The organism is Bifidobacterium pullorum DSM 20433, from assembly GCF_000771405.1.
In the GTDB taxonomy this organism is placed as follows: domain Bacteria; phylum Actinomycetota; class Actinomycetes; order Actinomycetales; family Bifidobacteriaceae; genus Bifidobacterium; species Bifidobacterium pullorum.
Map to the genome: position 1 here is coordinate 183,034 of NZ_JDUI01000001.1, position 16,065 is coordinate 199,098.

Here is a 16,065-nt window from a genome sequence, read left to right on the forward strand (position 1 = left end):
GCCGCTTCGTAAGGGTTTGCGGCGTTGCGTCCGCTCTGCGGCACTTCAAACGTTCGACCACCATGCCCATATTCCCACCTGTGTTGTTCGAATCCGACATACCCTCCACCATAGCGGGCGGTTGCGCCAAAGCCGTCCGCTGGCATCGCCCGACCACCTCAAACAAGGAAAGGAACGCATCATGGCACAGTATCAAGTGGATTCGGACCGCATCCAATCCTCCGGCGCGGCGGTATCGGCATCGGTCGCCGCGATCAGACAGGCCACCGACGGCATGGTCGCGAATCTCAACGCACTGCAGGACGCATGGCATGGTTCGGCGGCCACGCAGTTCGCCTCAGTCGTCGCGCAGTGGCATGCGGCGCAACAGCAGATGGACGCCTCGCTTGAATCGATCCAGAACGCGCTGACCCAAGCCTCCATGCTCTACGCCGACGCCGAGATGCAGGCCTCGCGGCTGTTCGCGGCGGGATGATCCCGGTGCCTGCTCCGGCAGGGGACGCTCCGGATAACGACGGGAGGGATGGACACCGGTTTCGGCGTCCATCCCTCCCGTTACGCTATGCCCCTCCCTTCAGGGAAGGACCCTGTCGCTCATTCCCGCGATCAGTAGCCCATGTCGGCGTTGGCCGGGGCGGCTGCCGGCGGCTCCGGCTTGTTGGCCACCACAGCCTCGGTGGTCAGGAACAGGCCGGCGATGGAGGCGGCGTTCTGCAGCGCGGAACGAGTCACCTTCACCGGGTCGGTCACGCCGGCGGCCAGCAGGTCCTCGTAGGTGTCGGTGGCGGCGTTGAAGCCCTGGCCCTCCGGCAGCTCGCGAACCTTGTTGAAGACCACGTCGCCCGAAACACCGGAGTTCTCGGCGATCTGCTTGATCGGGGCCTCGATGGCGCGGAACACGATGGCGGCGCCGGTGGCCTCCTCGCCGGTCAGCGAGGTGATGGCCTCATCGGTCTCGGCCTTCTTGGCGGCCTGGACGAGGGCCACACCGCCGCCGGGCAGCAGGCCTTCCTCGATGGCAGCCTTGGCGTTGCGCACGGCGTCCTCGATGCGGTGCTTGCGCTCCTTGGCCTCCACCTCGGTGGCGGCGCCGACCTTGATGACGGCCACACCGCCGGCCAGCTTGGCCAGGCGCTCCTGCAGCTTCTCACGGTCGTAGTCGGAGTCGGTGTTCTCGATCTCGGCGCGGATCTGGGCCACGCGGGCGGCCACATCCTCGGCGGAGCCGGCACCGGAAACGATGGTGGTCTCATCCTTGGAGACGATGACCTTCTTGGCGGAGCCGAGCACGGACAGGTCCACGGAGTCGAGCTTCAGGCCCAGCTCGTCGGACACCACCTGGGCGCCGGTCAGGATGGCCATATCCTGCAGCATGGCCTTGCGGCGGTCGCCGAAGCCCGGAGCCTTGACGGCGCAGGAGTTGAAGGTGCCGCGGATCTTGTTCAGGATCAGGGTCGGCAGCGCCTCGCCGTCGACGTCCTCGGCGATGATCAGCAGCGGCTTGCCGGTCTTCATCACCAGTTCGGCGATGTGCACGACGTCCTGCTGGCTGGAGACCTTGCCGGAGGTCAGGAGGATGTACGGATCCTCGAGCACGGCGGTCTGGTCCTCGGCGTTGGTCACGAAGTACGGGGCGATGTAGCCCTTGTCGAAACGCATGCCCTCGGTGAACTCGAGATCCAGGCCGAAGCGGTTGTTGTCCTCGACGGTCACGACGCCGTCCTGGCCGACCTTGTCCAGGGCCTCGGCGATCTTCTCGCCGACTTCCGGATCGGCGGCCGAAATGGTAGCGGTGGCGGCGATCTGGTCCTTGGTCTCCACGTCCTTGGCGGCGGCGATGAGCTCCTTGACGATGACGTCGGTGGCCTTCTCGATGCCGCGGCGCAGCGCGATCGGGTTGGAGCCGGCGACCACGTTCTTCAGACCCTCATGCACGAGGGACTGGGCCAGCACGGTGGCGGTGGTGGTGCCGTCGCCGGCGACGTCGTCGGTCTTCTTGGCGACTTCCTTGACCAGCTCGGCGCCGATGCGCTCATACGGATCCTCGAGCTCAATCTCCTTGGCGATGGACACGCCGTCGTTGGTGATGGTCGGGGCGCCGTAGGTCTTGTCGAGCACGACGTTGCGGCCCTTCGGGCCCAGCGTGACCTTGACGGTGTCCGCGAGCTTATCGAGACCCGCGAGCATGCCCTGGCGGGCTTCCTCGTTGTATGCGATGATCTTTGCCATTGTTCCTCCACATATGGCTACACGGTACTGTTTCCACTCGTAAAGCCTGGAGGACATCCAGCCGTCAGCTGCCGGTTATCACTCTCGGCCTCCGAGTGCTAATTGGGACATTAGCACTCTCGGGGCCCGAGTGCCAACACCGCCACGTCAATTGCGCTGTTGGCTGCAAAAACATCACTGCGCGGCGATGTACACCACCACGATCGGGTCGGATATCCCCGTCGTCTGCTCGACGGTCGCGATGCCCAGCGTATTGGCGACATCCTGTGCGGTGGCCATATCGGTCTCGTTCTGATACCACACCACGTTCACCGCCGGCAACGTGCCGCCGGAAGGATTCGCGGCGACCACGTTCGTATAGCCGACCGATTGCAGCACACCCATCTGCTGGGCGGCATACCCGTTGACCCCGGTGGCGTTGACGACACGGACGCCGGTGCCGTAGTTCACGGTCTGCTCCGGCGCGGCCGGTTCGGCCCCATCCTGCGACTGGTCGTCCCCGTCCGGCTCATCCTGCGCGCCATCCGTCTGATCCGTCTGATCCGTCTGATCGGACTGGTCGGATTGGTCGGACTGATCGTCCTGTGAATCGGACGCGTCCTGATCGTCGGACTGCCCGTCGTCCCCGGCGTCGGCCTGCGACGTCTGCGACTGGTTCGACCACGGCAACTGCACCTTGGCCAGTTCTCCGGAGGCGATGCCCCACGCCAGCAGCCCCGCCAGCGCGGCGGCCACGATCACGATGAGGAACGGCGCGACGCGCGCCACGACCGAACGACGACCGCGGTGCACACCCACGGGGCCGCTCGGCGGATTGTCGAAGGCATCCCGCGGATACGACTGGTAGCTTTCCTTCTCGCTGTGCGCCATCAGAGTTCCCTTTCACGTCTGGTTCCATGCACGAGTGTAGCCGTCGCCATCGCCAGCACGCCACAGGCAGGCGGCAGCGTATACCGGATATGCACAGGTTCATCGAACGAGACGCCTAGAGTGGGAGGCATGAGCACCACACATGTCAAGCCTCTGTCGGAGCTGGTCGACCCCGGGTGGGCCGAAGCGCTGGCCGACGTCGAACCGGCCGTCCACGCCATGGGCGATTTCCTGCGGGGCGAGCTGGCCGCGGGCAGACGGTATCTGCCGGCGAGCCGCAACATCCTGCGAGCCTTCACCATTCCGTTCGACAGCATCAAGGTGCTGATCGTCGGGCAGGACCCCTATCCGACCCCCGGCCATCCGGTGGGGCTCAGCTTCTGCGTGGCGCCGGACGTCAGGCCGCTGCCCAAAAGCCTGGTCAACATCTATAAGGAGCTTGTCGACGACCTTGGCGTACCGATGCCGGCCAACGGCGACCTGACGCCCTGGACCGGGCAGGGGGTGATGCTGCTCAACAGGTGTCTGACCGTACAGGTCAACAGGCCCGACAGCCATCAAGGCAAGGGGTGGGAGCAGATCACCGACGCGGCGGTCCGCGCATTGAACGCCCGCACGGACGAACAGGGGCGCCCCAAGCCGCTGGTGGCGATCCTCTGGGGGCGCAAGGCGCAGACCCTCGCTCCCCTGCTGAACAACGCCTTCATCATCACCTCGCCCCATCCAAGCCCCCTATCGGCATCACGGGGATTCTTCGGGTCGAAACCGTTCTCCCGAACCAACGAGGCGCTGATCCGGATGGGGGCGAAACCGGTAGATTGGTCCCTTCCGGCCGCCGACCCTCCCAATCAGCGGTTACAATAACTGACCTGAGTGAGCACACAGCCGACCGGAAGAAACCATCATGCCGATTTTCCCCACCCACGCCTCGTCATCAGCGCAACCCGCACTCCAGCAGCAGACGCCAACGCCCCACCCGCTCAGCCGGGAGGACCTCGCCCGTGCACGTCAGCTCGCCGACCGCATCCGCGCACGCTTCGCCCAGACCCTGGTCGGGCAGGACAACCTGCGCGAATCCCTGATCGTCACCCTCGTCGCCGGGGGGCATATCCTCATCGAATCGGTGCCCGGCCTGGCCAAGACCACGGCCGCCCAGACGCTGGCCACATCGGTGTCCGGTACGTTCAAACGCGTGCAGTGCACCCCCGACCTCATGCCCTCCGATCTGGTCGGCACGCAGGTGTTCGATTTCGCCTCCCAGCGTTTCACCACGCAGATCGGCCCGATTCACGCGAACTTCGTACTGCTGGATGAGATCAACCGGTCCAATGCCAAAACCCAGTCGGCCATGCTCGAGGCCATGGCCGAAGGCGCGACCACCATCGGCGGCGAGCGCATCGCGCTGCCCCGACCGTTCATGGTCATCGCCACCCAGAATCCCGTCGAGGAGGAGGGTACGTTCAATCTGCCGGAGGCGCAGATGGACCGTTTCATGATGAAGGCCGTCATGACCTATCCCACGGCCGACGAGGAACGGCGCATGCTGGCGCTGCTCACCCGGCGCGGCTCCGATGTGGTCGATGTCAACGCGCTCAGCCATGACGTGCTGTCCATCAGCGACGTGGAGTTCCTGCGCGCCTCGGCGCGACGCGTGCACGTTGCCGACGCGGTCATGCGCTACGCGGTCGACCTGGCCGCCACCACCCGCGGCGCTGGCCCCCATCCGCTGCAGGGCCTCGACGCCCTGGTGCGTCTGGGCGCCAGCCCCCGCGCCTCGATCGCGCTGGTCCGCATCGGACAGGCGTATGCGCTGCTGTCCGGGCGCGACTACGTGGTGCCCGAGGACATCAAGGCATTCATCCACGAGGTGATGCGGCACCGCATCATTCTCACGTTCGAGGCGTTGGCGGACGGAGTCGCCACCGATCAGATCATCGATTCGGTCGTCAAGGCGGTTCCCGTCCCATGATGAGCCGGGATCCGAACGCCGGCAAGGAGATCCGGGCCAAGATCGAGGCGCTGGGAACGTCGCTGAGCCTGCCCACCGTGCGCAAGGCGCTCGGCGTGCTGGAGGGCGAGCATGCCTCGCAGCGCAGGGGCGGCATCGACGAGCTGATGGACATCCGCCCCTATGCCGCAGGCGACGAGGCCCGCCATATCGATTGGCGCACCAGCGCTCGCGTCGGCCGCCCGATGGTGGTGCAGCGCGAGCGGCCTTCGACCAGCCGTGCATGGCTGCTGCTGGACGTGGGCCGGGAGATGACCGGCGCATGCCCCTCCGGCGAACATGCCTATGAGGTGGCCGCCAACGCGTTGCGCATGTTCGCCGCGTTGAGTCTGCGTCGTTCCGATGACGTGTCGCTGGTGTTCGGCGACGCCGCCAGCATCACCCGCGTGCCGTTCAACGGGGGGTTCGCCCAGTTCGAGCATGCGCTCGACCTGGCGTTGCAGCGGACCTGGGACCGTCCGCGCAATATCGATGCATTGCTGGAGTACGCCCGGCGCATCCGCGACCGTCGCGCACTCATCGTGCTCGCCACCGACGAGCATGCCCTGGTCGACGGGCATCTGGCGACGATCCGGCGCATCGCGCGAACGCACCCGATGGTGTTCATCGATGTGGCCACAGCGAACCCGTTCGGCGCAACCGGCGGGCGGGGACTGCGCGACGGCGTGTCCGGCCGTGCCGTGCCGGCGTTCCTGCGAAACGCCCGTTCCCGCGACGAGGTCGATGTCCACCGCGCGTATCGGGCAGCGTCGATGGAACGGGAGCTGGCCCGGTGCGGCTCGCATATGATTCGCTCCGGTTCCAGCGAGGCGATGTTCGCCGCGTTCGTGCATCTGGTGTCGGACACGCTGGCCCGCTCGACCCAAAACCAGCTGCGGCCCGCCGTCATGCCGGCCCTGCAGGCGGGAGGATGAGATGCAGCTGTCCATTCCCACGGATGATCTGGTCGTCGGCGCTCCCCTCGACCTGGCGATGCCGTTGGTCGCCGTGCTCATCGGTTGCGTCGTGACCGTGGCCGTGCTGATCGCGTTGGCCGTCGTGCTTTCGAAACCCAGACGGCCCCGCGCATCCGCACCGGTGCGCGGCGTCCACCGCACGTCGACGGGCAAGGCCGTCTGGCACGAGCGGATCGACGCGATCGTCCAGGACCATGCCCGCGGTTCGATCGACCGCGACGAGGCGATGATTCGTCTGGCCGCCGTGGCACGCGACTACGCCTCCGCGGCCAGCGGGCGGGACCTGAGCTCCCAGACGCTCACCGACCTGCACCGGCAGCGGTCCGATTCCTCGCAACGAGACGGGTTCAATCTGCTGCGCCAGACCATCGGCGCGTTGTATCCCGCGGAATTCGCCGATCCGTCCGTCAACGACGCCGCCCGCGGCATCGACGTGGCCCACGCCGCCGAATGGGTGTCCGCGCTCGTGGAAAGGTGGCGATGATGAGCCTGTCCTGGCAATGGCCCTGGGCCGCGCTGGCCGCCGGGCTGGCGATTATCGCGATCGTCGTCGTGATGCTGGTCGCCTCCACGCGTCGGCACCGCCGCGACGACGGGGAGCGTGTGTTCAGTCTGGATGACGATCTGCGCACGGAACACGCCTCACGCCTGTTCCGTCAATGGAAGCTGCTCGGAAGGATGGCCGTCGTGCCGTTGGCGTTGGCGTTGGCGATCGGCGTTTCGCTCGTCGCGCGACCCTCGCAGGTCGATGTCGGCGCCGAACGCGCCAGCGACCGCGACATCGTGCTGTGCCTCGACGTCTCCGGATCGGCCCTGCCCTATGACCGGCAGGTCATCGACACCTACCGTGATCTGGTGCGCAGCTTCGAAGGCGAGCGCATCGGACTGAGCATCTTCAACTCCACCTCGCGGACGGTGTTCCCCCTCACGGACGACTACGATCTGGTCACTTCCCAGCTGGACGAGGCCGAACGGCTGCTGCGCGGCGTGGAATCGCAGGACGACATCGACGCGATGAGCGACGAGGACTACCAGCGGATCTCGAACTGGTTGGAAGGCACGCAGAACCGCACCAACGCCACATCGTTGATCGGCGACGGACTGGTCAGCTGCGCCGCGATGCTCCCCGGATTCGCCTACGGTTCGGCGGGGCGGGACGGAGACGAACGCCACCGCGCCGCTTCGATCGTGCTGGCCACCGACAACGTGGTGTCAGGCGACCCCACATACACGCTGTCCGAGGCGCTGGAACTGACCGACGCCGCGGGCATCGGCGTCGACGGGCTGTATTCCGGCCCGCGTGAAAGCGAGAACGGCGCGGAGGCCGCCGATATGCGCACCCTGATCGAATCGCATGACGGCGTGATGCTGACCCAGTCGAACGGCGGATCGGTCGAGGAGCTGGTCAAACGCATCGAACGCCGCCGGGTGGACGAGAACGAGGAACGCACCAGGGCCGCGCTGATCGACGCTCCCGGATGGTGGACCTTGGCGTTGGCCGCTGCGGCCGCGGTCTGGCTGATGTTGGCTTGGAGGTTGCGGCGATGAATTCCTGGACGTTCTCCCCCGTGATGGGTTGGCCGGTCGGCGGCACCGTGGCGGCCGTGATGCTGGCGCTCGCCGTCGTAGAGGTGGTGCTCCATGTCGTACGGCGTCGTTCGAGCGATGAGACGACCGCCGCCTGCGTGCGACGTGTGCTGATCGTCGTCGTGGTGGCCGTCATGGCGCTGACGCCGAGCAGGGTCACCTCCACGACCAGCCGTGCCGTGAACGCCACCGACGTGGTGGTGGCCGTCGACGTGACGGGTTCGATGGCGGTTTCGGACGCCCGATACGGCACCGACCAGCCTGTCAGCAGGCTGGATGCCGCCCGTCAGGCCGTCCATGGGCTGACGGCGATGTATGCGGACGCGAGCTTCGCCGCCGTGCGGTTCGGCGCGTCCGGAACGTTGGACGTGCCGCTGACCCCGGACACGCTGGCCATCGACAACTGGGCGGACACCCTGTCGGTCGAGGCCACCTCGGTGTCCGCGGGCTCGAGTCTCGACGCCCCGTTGGATCAGCTGCTCATCACGCTGAGGTCGATCCGGGAGCAACGCCCCGATGATGCGATCATCCTGTACCTGATCACCGACGGCGAGCAGACCTCGAATCGTACGCGCCGCACGTTCTCCACGCTGCGCCGGTACCTTGACGACGCCCTGGTGATCGGGGTGGGCTCGACCGAAGGCGGCATGGTGCCGCTGGTCTCCGACGGTGTGGACGGCACGGCCGACGGGCAGTGGGCGGTCGACCCGGCCACGGGCGAACCGGGCATCTCCGTGATGGACACCGCCGGCCTTGAGGAGCTGGCCGACGAGATGAGCGGCGGCACACTGCTGCTGGATGCCATGACGACGATCGACGCCGGTGTCTCCAAGGAGGCGTCGGACCGATGGCGGGTGACTGAAACCTCCAAGGAACGTACACGGCTGACGCCTGTGGTCTGGCCGCTGGCGATCGCCGCCGTCGCGCTGCTGGCTTGGGAACTCGGCGCATGGCTGGCGCTTTCGAGGAGGATGCTATGAGCACACGTACCGTCGCCCGCGCTCCGCTACCGATGCGTGTGGCGCTGATCGTCCTGGCGGTGGCGGTGGCGTGCCTCGCCGCGCTGACCGTCGTCAACCTGTCCGCCGCGGTTCTCCACGATGAGGCGACGCAGGCGCTGGAACGCAATGTGGCGGAGGCCGCCGACGACACGTCGAATCTGGAGATGCTGCGCATCCGGCAGCAGCAGGTCGACGCCCAGTTCGAGGACGCCGGCCGCTATGGCATGGCGCTGCTGCCGGCGCTGCGGTCCTCCATCGAGACGAATGCCGCCGTCTCCCAAGCGCTGACGCAACGCATCCAGGAGGAGCTCGACCGCCAGCAGCAAGGCGACGCCGACACAACCGACTCGTCCGACCCGCAGGAGGACGGAACGGCATCCGAGGGCGGCGGGCTGACCGAGGAGCAGCGCAGACGCGTCGAGGAACTGCTGCAATCCAATCAGTCGTCCACGCCTGCCGAATCGTCCGGAACCGATTCCCAGGACGGGGATTCCGCGAACGGCGGCGACGACGGGGAATCCACCGTCGAGAGCAAACCCTGGTGACACCGGCGACACGCCACGATGTGGATAACTGCCAGCGTTCGACCACATCGGCCCATTCGGCTGGACGCGCGCCGAAGGTGGCGTGTTCCATGGATGCATGAGCAGCACGACATCATTGTTCCCCGGCACGCCAGTGCCGTCCGAGGGCCTTCAGGCCGCAGGCTTGCAGGGGTTGTCGGTGGCGACGATCACACCGTTCGCCTCGGCGGCATGCCCCTGCCGGCAGGCCGTCGAGGACAGCCGTGCCGCACTCCGGAATTCCGCCCTGCTCAGCGAGCAGGCCGCCCTCGCCGTGGCCGCGTTGCATATGCAGGCGGAAGGGCTGGATTGGACCGGTAACGCGGCGACGATGTTCCGCCAACGACTCGGCGAGCTCGACGGCGAGGCGCGTCTGTTCGACACGGATGCGCGCGAGACCTGGCGGCTGTCCCTGACGGAGACGTCATGAGCTGGCAGGTCACGGCCACCATCCACGGCGGTCAGGCGTATGCCGCCGCCACCGTGGAGGAGTATTCGGGGTTTGCGACGCAGATGGCGGAAACGGCCCGGCGGTGGCGGACGCTTGCGGCCTCCTGGAACACCACGATGATGCTGCTGGGCAACCGCCGCGTCAGCGCTCCCCTGTGCCCGGTGCTGTCCGGAGGGAGCGCGACGCCGGTGGTGGGGCATGTCACGATCCCCTTCCAGCAGATCACCGATCGTTGCGCCGATCTCATCCGTCGCGGCGGCGTGGTGGCCGACCGGCTCGACGAGTTGGCGGATCTGCTGATCCGCGCCTATTCCCTGTATTCGCATGCGGAGCGGAATACCCAGCGGATGCTGACCGAACTGGTACAGCTGGCCAGCTACCAATTCCCCGGACACGCCTTGGTGGGGACCACGGCCATCGCCGTCGGAGGATTCCTGGCGGGATCCCTGGCCGAAGGCGGCGCCAACGGCATCCACGCTTTGGACGCAACGGCATGGGCCCAGGAGGGGTTGATGGACGGACTGGCGTCGAAGGTGGCCGGCGTCGGCGCCCTCAAGGGCCTGGTCTCCTCCGACGAGGTCAACCAGGCGGCCGAACGGGTCGCCTCGGTGACGGCACCGCTGTACGGCGCGTTTCAGGGCGATGTGCTGCAGGTCAGGCAGGTGCATTCGCGCACCGAAGTGGTGCGCGAATCGCATTCCGTGGCCGAGGCGATGGAGAATCTGCGACGGCTCGGCGAGGAACGGTTGGGCAAGATCGACCTGAACAGCGGGCTCGAGTACGGCACGATCGCCATCCAGGAGTATCGCAAGGCCGACGGCTCGTCCTCCTGGCTGGTCACGATCCCCGGCACCGACGGCAAGCTCGATTCGCCGTTCGGCTGGCCGCAGAACGTGGAGCTGATGAGCGACGATCCGGAACGGCGCATGCATGCCGACAGCGCCCGCATGGTGTTGGAGGCGATGGAACGCGCCGGCATCGGCGAGGACGAACCGGTGGCGTTGATTGGGCATTCGCAGGGCGGCATCGTGGCTGCGGCCATCGCCGCCGACATGGCGGATGTCTACACGATCGAGCATGTGGTGACCTGCGGCTCTCCGGTCGCCAACCATCCAATCCCGGAGAAGACCTGGGTGACGAGTGTGGAGATCGACGACGAACTGGTGGCCGCGTTGGATGGCGCGGCCAATCCGGCGACCGAGAACTGGCTGACTGTCAGCGGCACCGTGCACAAGGTGCCCGGCAGCCTGACCACCAGCGTCAGCGAGGAGGGGTACTGCGTGCCGGGCATCGGGCCGGGCGCCGAGGACCCGTTCACGGCGGCCAGCGTGCGCGACACCGGCGAGGACAAGGAGATCACCCACTGGCTCAAATACCATCAGGCCGCCTACCAGAACGCCACCGACCTGGGCTCTCCCGCCGTGCAACGCCATGAGGCGCACTTCCAGGAGGTTCTGGACGGCGAGCTGGTCTCCACCACCTACTGGCAGGGCCGCATGACCAAATCCGCCACCGTGGCGCCGGGCGAGCCGGTCAACCCACCGCGTCTATGACCACCCCGCCCGGCCTGTACGGACTGTGACACAACTACACCAACACGCCCGGCTTCTGCGGACTGTGACACTTCGTGACTCTGATACATTCACCAGACCCGCAGAATACCAAGGTTTTGAACTTGCATCACGGTCACAGAAGTGTCACAGTCCGTACAGGCCGGGCGTGTCCGAATGCCGCTGCGGCGCAAACCGACTAGCACCTTGACGACATCGGTGCCGATAAAGGACATGAGGCGGTCGGGATATCGCGGACGGTCCACCATTTGGCTTCGTGTTTCTTGTATACAAGAAACTAGCAGCTTATTTCGCAATGTCTTCCTGTATATAAGAAATCAGGATGCCCGCCGCAGCATCGCGGGGTGGCGGTAGTCTTAGGGGCATGAAGCTTACCGATATCTCCCCCGCAATCGCATTGACCCCCCTGGACGGCCGTTACCACAAGCAGACCGCCGACCTCGTCGAATACCTGAGCGAGCCCGCGCTCAACCGCGAGCGCATCCACGTCGAGGTCGAGTGGATGATCCTGCTGGCCAACGGCTTCGACGGCAACGGCAACCAGCCGATCGTCGAAGGCGTCCAGCCGTTCACGCAGGCCGAGATCGACTTCCTGCGCTCCATCCCCGAGGATTTCGGCGCCGAGGGCATCGCCGCGCATGCCGCGCACGAGGCCGTCACCCACCATGACGTGAAGGCCGTGGAGTATTACATCGACGACCAGATCGACAAGGCGGCCGCCGTGCTCGGCCCGGACACGCAGCTCAACGAGCGCATCAAGACGCTGGTGCATTTCGCCTGCACCTCCGAGGACATCAACAACCTGTCCACGGCGCTGTGCGTTAAGCAGGCGATGGAGCGGGTCTGGCTGCCCTCGTTCCGCGCGATCGTCGACCATCTGGCCGCCAAGGCCGAGGAATACCGCGACATGCCGCTGCTCTCGCTGACGCATGGACAGCCGGCCACACCGACCACGCTGGGCAAGGAGCTCGCCGTCTACGTGTACCGTCTGAACCGGCAGCTGAAGCATCTGGAGTCCCAGGAGTATCTGGGCAAGATCAATGGCGCCACCGGTACCTTCGGCGCGCATCTGGCCGCGCTGCCCGAGGTCGACTGGGTGGCGGTGTCCCGCGAGTTCGTCTCGAACCGCATGGGACTTACCTGGAACCCGCTGACCACGCAGATTGAGAGCCACGACTGGCAGGCCGAGCTGTACTCGACGGTCTCGCATGCGAACCGCATCATGCACAACCTGTGCGTGGATGTGTGGATGTACATCTCGCGCGGCGTGTTCGCGCAGGTGCCGGTCAAGGGTGCCACCGGCTCCTCCACGATGCCTCACAAGGTCAATCCGATCCGCTTCGAGAACGCCGAGGCCAACTTCGAGCTGTCCTGCTCGCTGCTGGACACGCTGTCGGCCACGCTGGTGGAATCCCGTTGGCAGCGCGACCTGACCGATTCGACCACCCAGCGCAACATCGGCTCCGCACTCGGCTATTCGCTGCTGGCGCTGAACAACCTGCTGGGCGGGCTGAACTCGATCCATCCGAACGCGGCCGTCATGCAGCGTGAGCTCGACTCCAACTGGGAGGTGCTCGGCGAGCCGATCCAGACCGCGATGCGCGCCTGCGAGCTCAAGGGTCTGCCCGGCATGGACAAGCCGTACGAGAAGGTCAAGGAGCTGATGCGCGGCCATGAGATCAGCCGCGAGGACGTCGAGCAGTTCATCGACGGACTGGCCTTCGACGACGAGACCGCCGCACGCCTGAAGGCCCTGACGCCCGCCTCCTACACCGGCGTGGCGAACAAGCTGGTCGATTTCGACCGCTGACCCGAATCCGTTCGATATGCACCGACCTCCCGGCATCCCCACACCGGGAGGTCGGTCCGTCCCAAGGCAGGTGGATGGATGAGCGAGGAACACACGAAGCGCGGCAATCCGCAAACGGATGGCGCAGCCGATGGGAGTGTCGTCATCGATGACATCCCGCCCCGGCGCACGCGGGACTTCGCCGATCTGATGCATGCCGCCGGCGCACTCGTGCTCGCCGTGCTCATGCTGCTTGTCGCCGTGTATCTGCGCGGTCTGACCCGAGGCATGGAATCCGACGTGCACAACGCCGGGCAGGCGATCGGCTGGGTCATGGATGTGCCGGCCTCGCTGCTCCAGCAGATCATCACCATCGTGATCGCGATCAGCGTGCTGTTCCAGCTGCTGGTCAACCGGGAATGGCTGCAGTCCGCGATCTCCCTGATCGCCATGTTCGGCGGCTACGCCGCGGTGTGGGCGTTGTCGTCCATCATCACCCTCACCGGATTCGATCCGTTGATCCAGGGATTGGAATCGCCCGGCGCGCTCAGCGGCTCCGGCCTGGTACCGGATTTCTACGCCGGATTCGCCGCCTTCCTGACCACGGCGGGTCCCCGCCGCATGCGCTCCGCAGTCAAATGGAGTTGGAACGCGCTGTATGCGCTCGGTGTCCTGCTGGTGGTGCTGTCCTGGAATTCCGTGCCCGGCGTGGTGTTCTCGTTCGCTGTGGGACGCATCGTCGGCATGGTGATCCGGTTCGCCGTCGGCACACGCAATCAGGGCGCGTGGGGCACCCAGGTGGTGCAGAGCCTGCAGGGCATCGGACTGGATGTCCGTTCGCTGACGCGCCGTCCGGAGGCCCACGCCGAATCCGGCATGCTGAAGACCACGCTCGACGACGATCTGGCGGAGAACTCCCGCGTCTATGACATGGTCGACGGACAGGGGCGGCGCTATACCGTATCGGTCATCGACGGACAGGAGCACAACGCCGGTTATCTCAATCAGCTCTGGCAATGGCTGCGCCTGACCGGAGTGACGATGAGACGCGACCGTTCGGTCTCCGACGCCGTCCACCACCACCTGACCATGCTGCTGTCGCTGGACAACATCGGTCTGGCCGCATCGCGCCCATACGGCATCGCCGATTGCGGGGAATCCTCGCTGCTCGTGCTCGACGCCGAGTCCACCGCCCTGCCGTGCAACCTCAACACGCTCACCGACGACGACGCCGTCGCGTTCATGCGATACCTCGACGTGGCCCATCGGCATGGGCTGTCGCATCATCGCATCACCCCGGACACCCTGGCCCGCCTGCCGATCGGCTCCCCCGTCATCGCGGGGTGGCAGAACGGCGATTGCACCAGCACAGGCGCGAACCTTTCGATCGACAAGGTGCAGTTGCTTGTCCTGATGGCGGTGCTGCTCGACGTCGACAGGGCCGTGGCCGCAGGACGGCTGGTCTGGGGCGACGAGACCATGATCGGCCTGCTGCCGTTCGTGCAGAAGGCCGCCATTCCCGCCGCCACGCGCGCGCTCAACCCATGGAGCAAACGGCTGCTCGACGACGTGCGTGATGCCCTGCGCGCGCTTGCGCCGCAGGAGGTCTCCGAGGCGATGGAACCGGTGACGATCTCCCGGTTCAACATCCGTTCGTTCATCACCATCGTGCTGCTGATCGTCGCGGTGTCGGTGGTGTTCACCCAATTGCGCCCGGACGAGGTCATCGCGGCCGTGTCGAACGCCAACCCGTTCATGGCGGTGCTGTGCGTGCTGTTCGGTTTGCTGGCGTGGGCGGGTTCGGCGCTGACGCTCGGCACGTTCATGGACCCGCAGCGTCGCAACACCATTGGCTTGCTGTGCTCCCAGGCGGCATCCGGATTCACCGCGGTCTCGATGCCGGCCGGCGTCGGCCCCGCGTTCGTCAATCTGCAGTTCCTGAGGAAAAGCGGCTACCGCAATACCGCGGCGACGGCCATCATGAGTGCGGTCTGGGCCATCCAGGGCGGCACCACCATCGCGCTGGTGCTGTCCATCGGCATCTTCACCGGCCGCAATATGCTCTCCGGCATGATCCCCACGAACACGCTGATCATCGTCATCGCCGCCGTGGCCCTGCTGCTGTCCATCGCCATGGCCATACCGCCGGTCCGTCACGTGGTGGCGCAGCGGTATCTGCCCCTTGTCAAGGCGTATGCGAGGCAGCTGGTCAACGTGCTCAGCCAGCCCAAACAGCTGGTGATGGGATTGGCCGGGGCGTTGGTGTTGAACATCGCCACCGGGCTGGGCTTCTGGGCCGCGCTGATGGCGTTCGGGCAGCCGACGAACCCGCTGGAGACCACCTTCGTGTTCCTGCTGGCCAACACCCTGGGTTCGGCGGTCCCCACCCCCGGCGGCCTGGGCGCGGTGGAGGCGGCGCTGACCTTCGCCTTCACCTCCGTCGGGGTGCCGCCCGCCGTGGCGCTGTCGGCGACGCTGGTCTACCGTGTGGCCTTCTACTGGCTGCGCATCCCGATGGGTGCGCTGGCCATGAAATGGCTGGATCGGCACAATCTCATCTGATTCGTGCCCCTTTTTGTGCAAACTATCGCGAAAACCCTTGTAATTGGCGGTTCTTGCCAGTTTTCTGCGCTATTATCGGTGATGAACGTTGGATGCCGCAGAATCGTGGCATCCCCTGACCCAAGAAGGATGCTGTATGGCATACAACAAGTCTGATCTCGTGTCGAAGATCGCCCAGAAGTCGAACCTGACCAAGGCTCAGGCTGAGGCTGCTGTCAACGCTTTCCAGGATGTGTTCGTCGAGGCCATGGAGTCCGGCGAGGGCCTGAAGCTCACCGGTCTGTTCTCCGCCGAGCGCGTCAAGCGCGCCGAGCGCACCGGCCGCAACCCGCGCACCGGCGAAACCATCAAGATCCCCGCCTCCTACGGCGTCCGCATCTCCGCCGGCTCGCTGCTGAAGAAGGCCGTCACCAAGTAAGTTTGCCCTTTCAGGACACTGGTGCCGTGTGGGCCCCGACCATTGTTGGTCGGGGCCCAC

15 protein-coding genes are annotated in these 16,065 nt (G+C 66.1%); 13 read left to right on the forward strand and 2 right to left on the reverse strand.

What is annotated here, in order from left to right; genetic code table 11:
- Positions 1–181 precede the first annotated feature (181 nt).
- On the forward strand, positions 182–475 hold the full coding sequence (locus OU11_RS00750) for a WXG100 family type VII secretion target (RefSeq protein WP_033513921.1): 294 nt from the start codon (positions 182–184) through the stop codon (positions 473–475).
- 131 nt (positions 476–606) lie between these two features.
- On the opposite strand, the gene groL is transcribed toward OU11_RS00750, so the two are convergent.
- Positions 607–2,229 (reverse strand): chaperonin GroEL, encoded by a 1,623-nt coding sequence (gene groL / locus OU11_RS00755; protein WP_033513922.1) that lies wholly within the window; start codon positions 2,227–2,229, stop codon positions 607–609.
- Positions 2,230–2,403: 174 nt separating this feature from the next.
- On the reverse strand, positions 2,404–3,099 hold the full coding sequence (locus tag OU11_RS00760; RefSeq protein ID WP_033513923.1) for a LytR C-terminal domain-containing protein: 696 nt from the start codon (positions 3,097–3,099) through the stop codon (positions 2,404–2,406).
- Positions 3,100–3,228: 129 nt separating this feature from the next.
- Here OU11_RS00760 and OU11_RS00765 point away from each other — a divergent pair, with 129 nt between their 5' ends.
- From OU11_RS00765 to OU11_RS00820, 12 genes are all read left to right on the forward strand, one after another.
- Positions 3,229–3,963: a uracil-DNA glycosylase gene (locus OU11_RS00765; protein ID WP_033513924.1), complete on the forward strand. Its 735-nt coding sequence runs from the start codon at positions 3,229–3,231 to the stop codon at positions 3,961–3,963.
- Between the two features lie 40 nt (positions 3,964–4,003).
- Positions 4,004–5,068 carry an AAA family ATPase gene (locus OU11_RS00770; RefSeq protein ID WP_033513925.1) on the forward strand — a complete coding sequence of 355 codons (1,065 nt, stop codon included), beginning with the start codon at positions 4,004–4,006 and terminating at the stop codon, positions 5,066–5,068.
- Positions 5,068–6,021 (forward strand): DUF58 domain-containing protein, encoded by a 954-nt coding sequence (locus tag OU11_RS00775; RefSeq protein ID WP_033514041.1) that lies wholly within the window; start codon positions 5,068–5,070, stop codon positions 6,019–6,021. The genes OU11_RS00770 and OU11_RS00775 overlap by 1 nt, the downstream gene beginning before the upstream one ends.
- A 1-nt stretch (position 6,022) precedes the next feature.
- Positions 6,023–6,547, forward strand: a complete 525-nt coding sequence (locus OU11_RS00780; protein WP_033513926.1) for a hypothetical protein — start codon at positions 6,023–6,025, stop codon at positions 6,545–6,547.
- On the forward strand, positions 6,547–7,611 hold the full coding sequence (locus tag OU11_RS00785) for a vWA domain-containing protein (RefSeq protein WP_033513927.1): 1,065 nt from the start codon (positions 6,547–6,549) through the stop codon (positions 7,609–7,611). Before OU11_RS00780 ends, OU11_RS00785 begins: the two co-directional genes overlap by 1 nt.
- Positions 7,608–8,630, forward strand: coding sequence for a vWA domain-containing protein (locus OU11_RS00790; protein WP_033513928.1), 1,023 nt, complete (start codon positions 7,608–7,610; stop codon positions 8,628–8,630). The genes OU11_RS00785 and OU11_RS00790 overlap by 4 nt, the downstream gene beginning before the upstream one ends.
- Positions 8,627–9,196 (forward strand): DUF6466 family protein, encoded by a 570-nt coding sequence (locus OU11_RS00795; protein ID WP_052122512.1) that lies wholly within the window; start codon positions 8,627–8,629, stop codon positions 9,194–9,196. The genes OU11_RS00790 and OU11_RS00795 overlap by 4 nt, the downstream gene beginning before the upstream one ends.
- A 97-nt stretch (positions 9,197–9,293) precedes the next feature.
- Positions 9,294–9,644: a hypothetical protein gene (locus OU11_RS00800; RefSeq protein WP_033513930.1), complete on the forward strand. Its 351-nt coding sequence runs from the start codon at positions 9,294–9,296 to the stop codon at positions 9,642–9,644.
- On the forward strand, positions 9,641–11,218 hold the full coding sequence (locus tag OU11_RS00805) for a PGAP1-like alpha/beta domain-containing protein (protein WP_033513931.1): 1,578 nt from the start codon (positions 9,641–9,643) through the stop codon (positions 11,216–11,218). Before OU11_RS00800 ends, OU11_RS00805 begins: the two co-directional genes overlap by 4 nt.
- A 382-nt stretch (positions 11,219–11,600) precedes the next feature.
- The gene (gene purB / locus OU11_RS00810; protein ID WP_033513932.1) at positions 11,601–13,046 is read left to right on the forward strand and encodes an adenylosuccinate lyase; all 1,446 of its coding nucleotides are present in this window, start codon (positions 11,601–11,603) and stop codon (positions 13,044–13,046) included.
- A 78-nt stretch (positions 13,047–13,124) separates the two neighbouring features.
- The gene (locus tag OU11_RS00815) at positions 13,125–15,587 is read left to right on the forward strand and encodes a lysylphosphatidylglycerol synthase transmembrane domain-containing protein (RefSeq protein ID WP_052122513.1); all 2,463 of its coding nucleotides are present in this window, start codon (positions 13,125–13,127) and stop codon (positions 15,585–15,587) included.
- 136 nt (positions 15,588–15,723) lie between these two features.
- The gene (locus OU11_RS00820; protein WP_033506481.1) at positions 15,724–16,005 is read left to right on the forward strand and encodes an HU family DNA-binding protein; all 282 of its coding nucleotides are present in this window, start codon (positions 15,724–15,726) and stop codon (positions 16,003–16,005) included.
- Positions 16,006–16,065 lie beyond the last annotated feature (60 nt).

What these genes read in the sequence shown, in the direction of transcription:
- OU11_RS00750 (WP_033513921.1), top strand. Translation starts at nt 182, where the DNA reads ATGGCACAGTATCAAGTGGATTCGGACCGCATCCAATCCTCCGGCGCG.
- groL (WP_033513922.1), bottom strand. Translation starts at nt 2,229, where the DNA reads ATGGCAAAGATCATCGCATACAACGAGGAAGCCCGCCAGGGCATGCTC.
- OU11_RS00760 (WP_033513923.1), bottom strand. Translation starts at nt 3,099, where the DNA reads ATGGCGCACAGCGAGAAGGAAAGCTACCAGTCGTATCCGCGGGATGCC.
- OU11_RS00765 (WP_033513924.1), top strand. Translation starts at nt 3,229, where the DNA reads ATGAGCACCACACATGTCAAGCCTCTGTCGGAGCTGGTCGACCCCGGG.
- OU11_RS00770 (WP_033513925.1), top strand. Translation starts at nt 4,004, where the DNA reads ATGCCGATTTTCCCCACCCACGCCTCGTCATCAGCGCAACCCGCACTC.
- OU11_RS00775 (WP_033514041.1), top strand. Translation starts at nt 5,068, where the DNA reads ATGAGCCGGGATCCGAACGCCGGCAAGGAGATCCGGGCCAAGATCGAG.
- OU11_RS00780 (WP_033513926.1), top strand. Translation starts at nt 6,023, where the DNA reads ATGCAGCTGTCCATTCCCACGGATGATCTGGTCGTCGGCGCTCCCCTC.
- OU11_RS00785 (WP_033513927.1), top strand. Translation starts at nt 6,547, where the DNA reads ATGAGCCTGTCCTGGCAATGGCCCTGGGCCGCGCTGGCCGCCGGGCTG.
- OU11_RS00790 (WP_033513928.1), top strand. Translation starts at nt 7,608, where the DNA reads ATGAATTCCTGGACGTTCTCCCCCGTGATGGGTTGGCCGGTCGGCGGC.
- OU11_RS00795 (WP_052122512.1), top strand. Translation starts at nt 8,627, where the DNA reads ATGAGCACACGTACCGTCGCCCGCGCTCCGCTACCGATGCGTGTGGCG.
- OU11_RS00800 (WP_033513930.1), top strand. Translation starts at nt 9,294, where the DNA reads ATGAGCAGCACGACATCATTGTTCCCCGGCACGCCAGTGCCGTCCGAG.
- OU11_RS00805 (WP_033513931.1), top strand. Translation starts at nt 9,641, where the DNA reads ATGAGCTGGCAGGTCACGGCCACCATCCACGGCGGTCAGGCGTATGCC.
- purB (WP_033513932.1), top strand. Translation starts at nt 11,601, where the DNA reads ATGAAGCTTACCGATATCTCCCCCGCAATCGCATTGACCCCCCTGGAC.
- OU11_RS00815 (WP_052122513.1), top strand. Translation starts at nt 13,125, where the DNA reads ATGAGCGAGGAACACACGAAGCGCGGCAATCCGCAAACGGATGGCGCA.
- OU11_RS00820 (WP_033506481.1), top strand. Translation starts at nt 15,724, where the DNA reads ATGGCATACAACAAGTCTGATCTCGTGTCGAAGATCGCCCAGAAGTCG.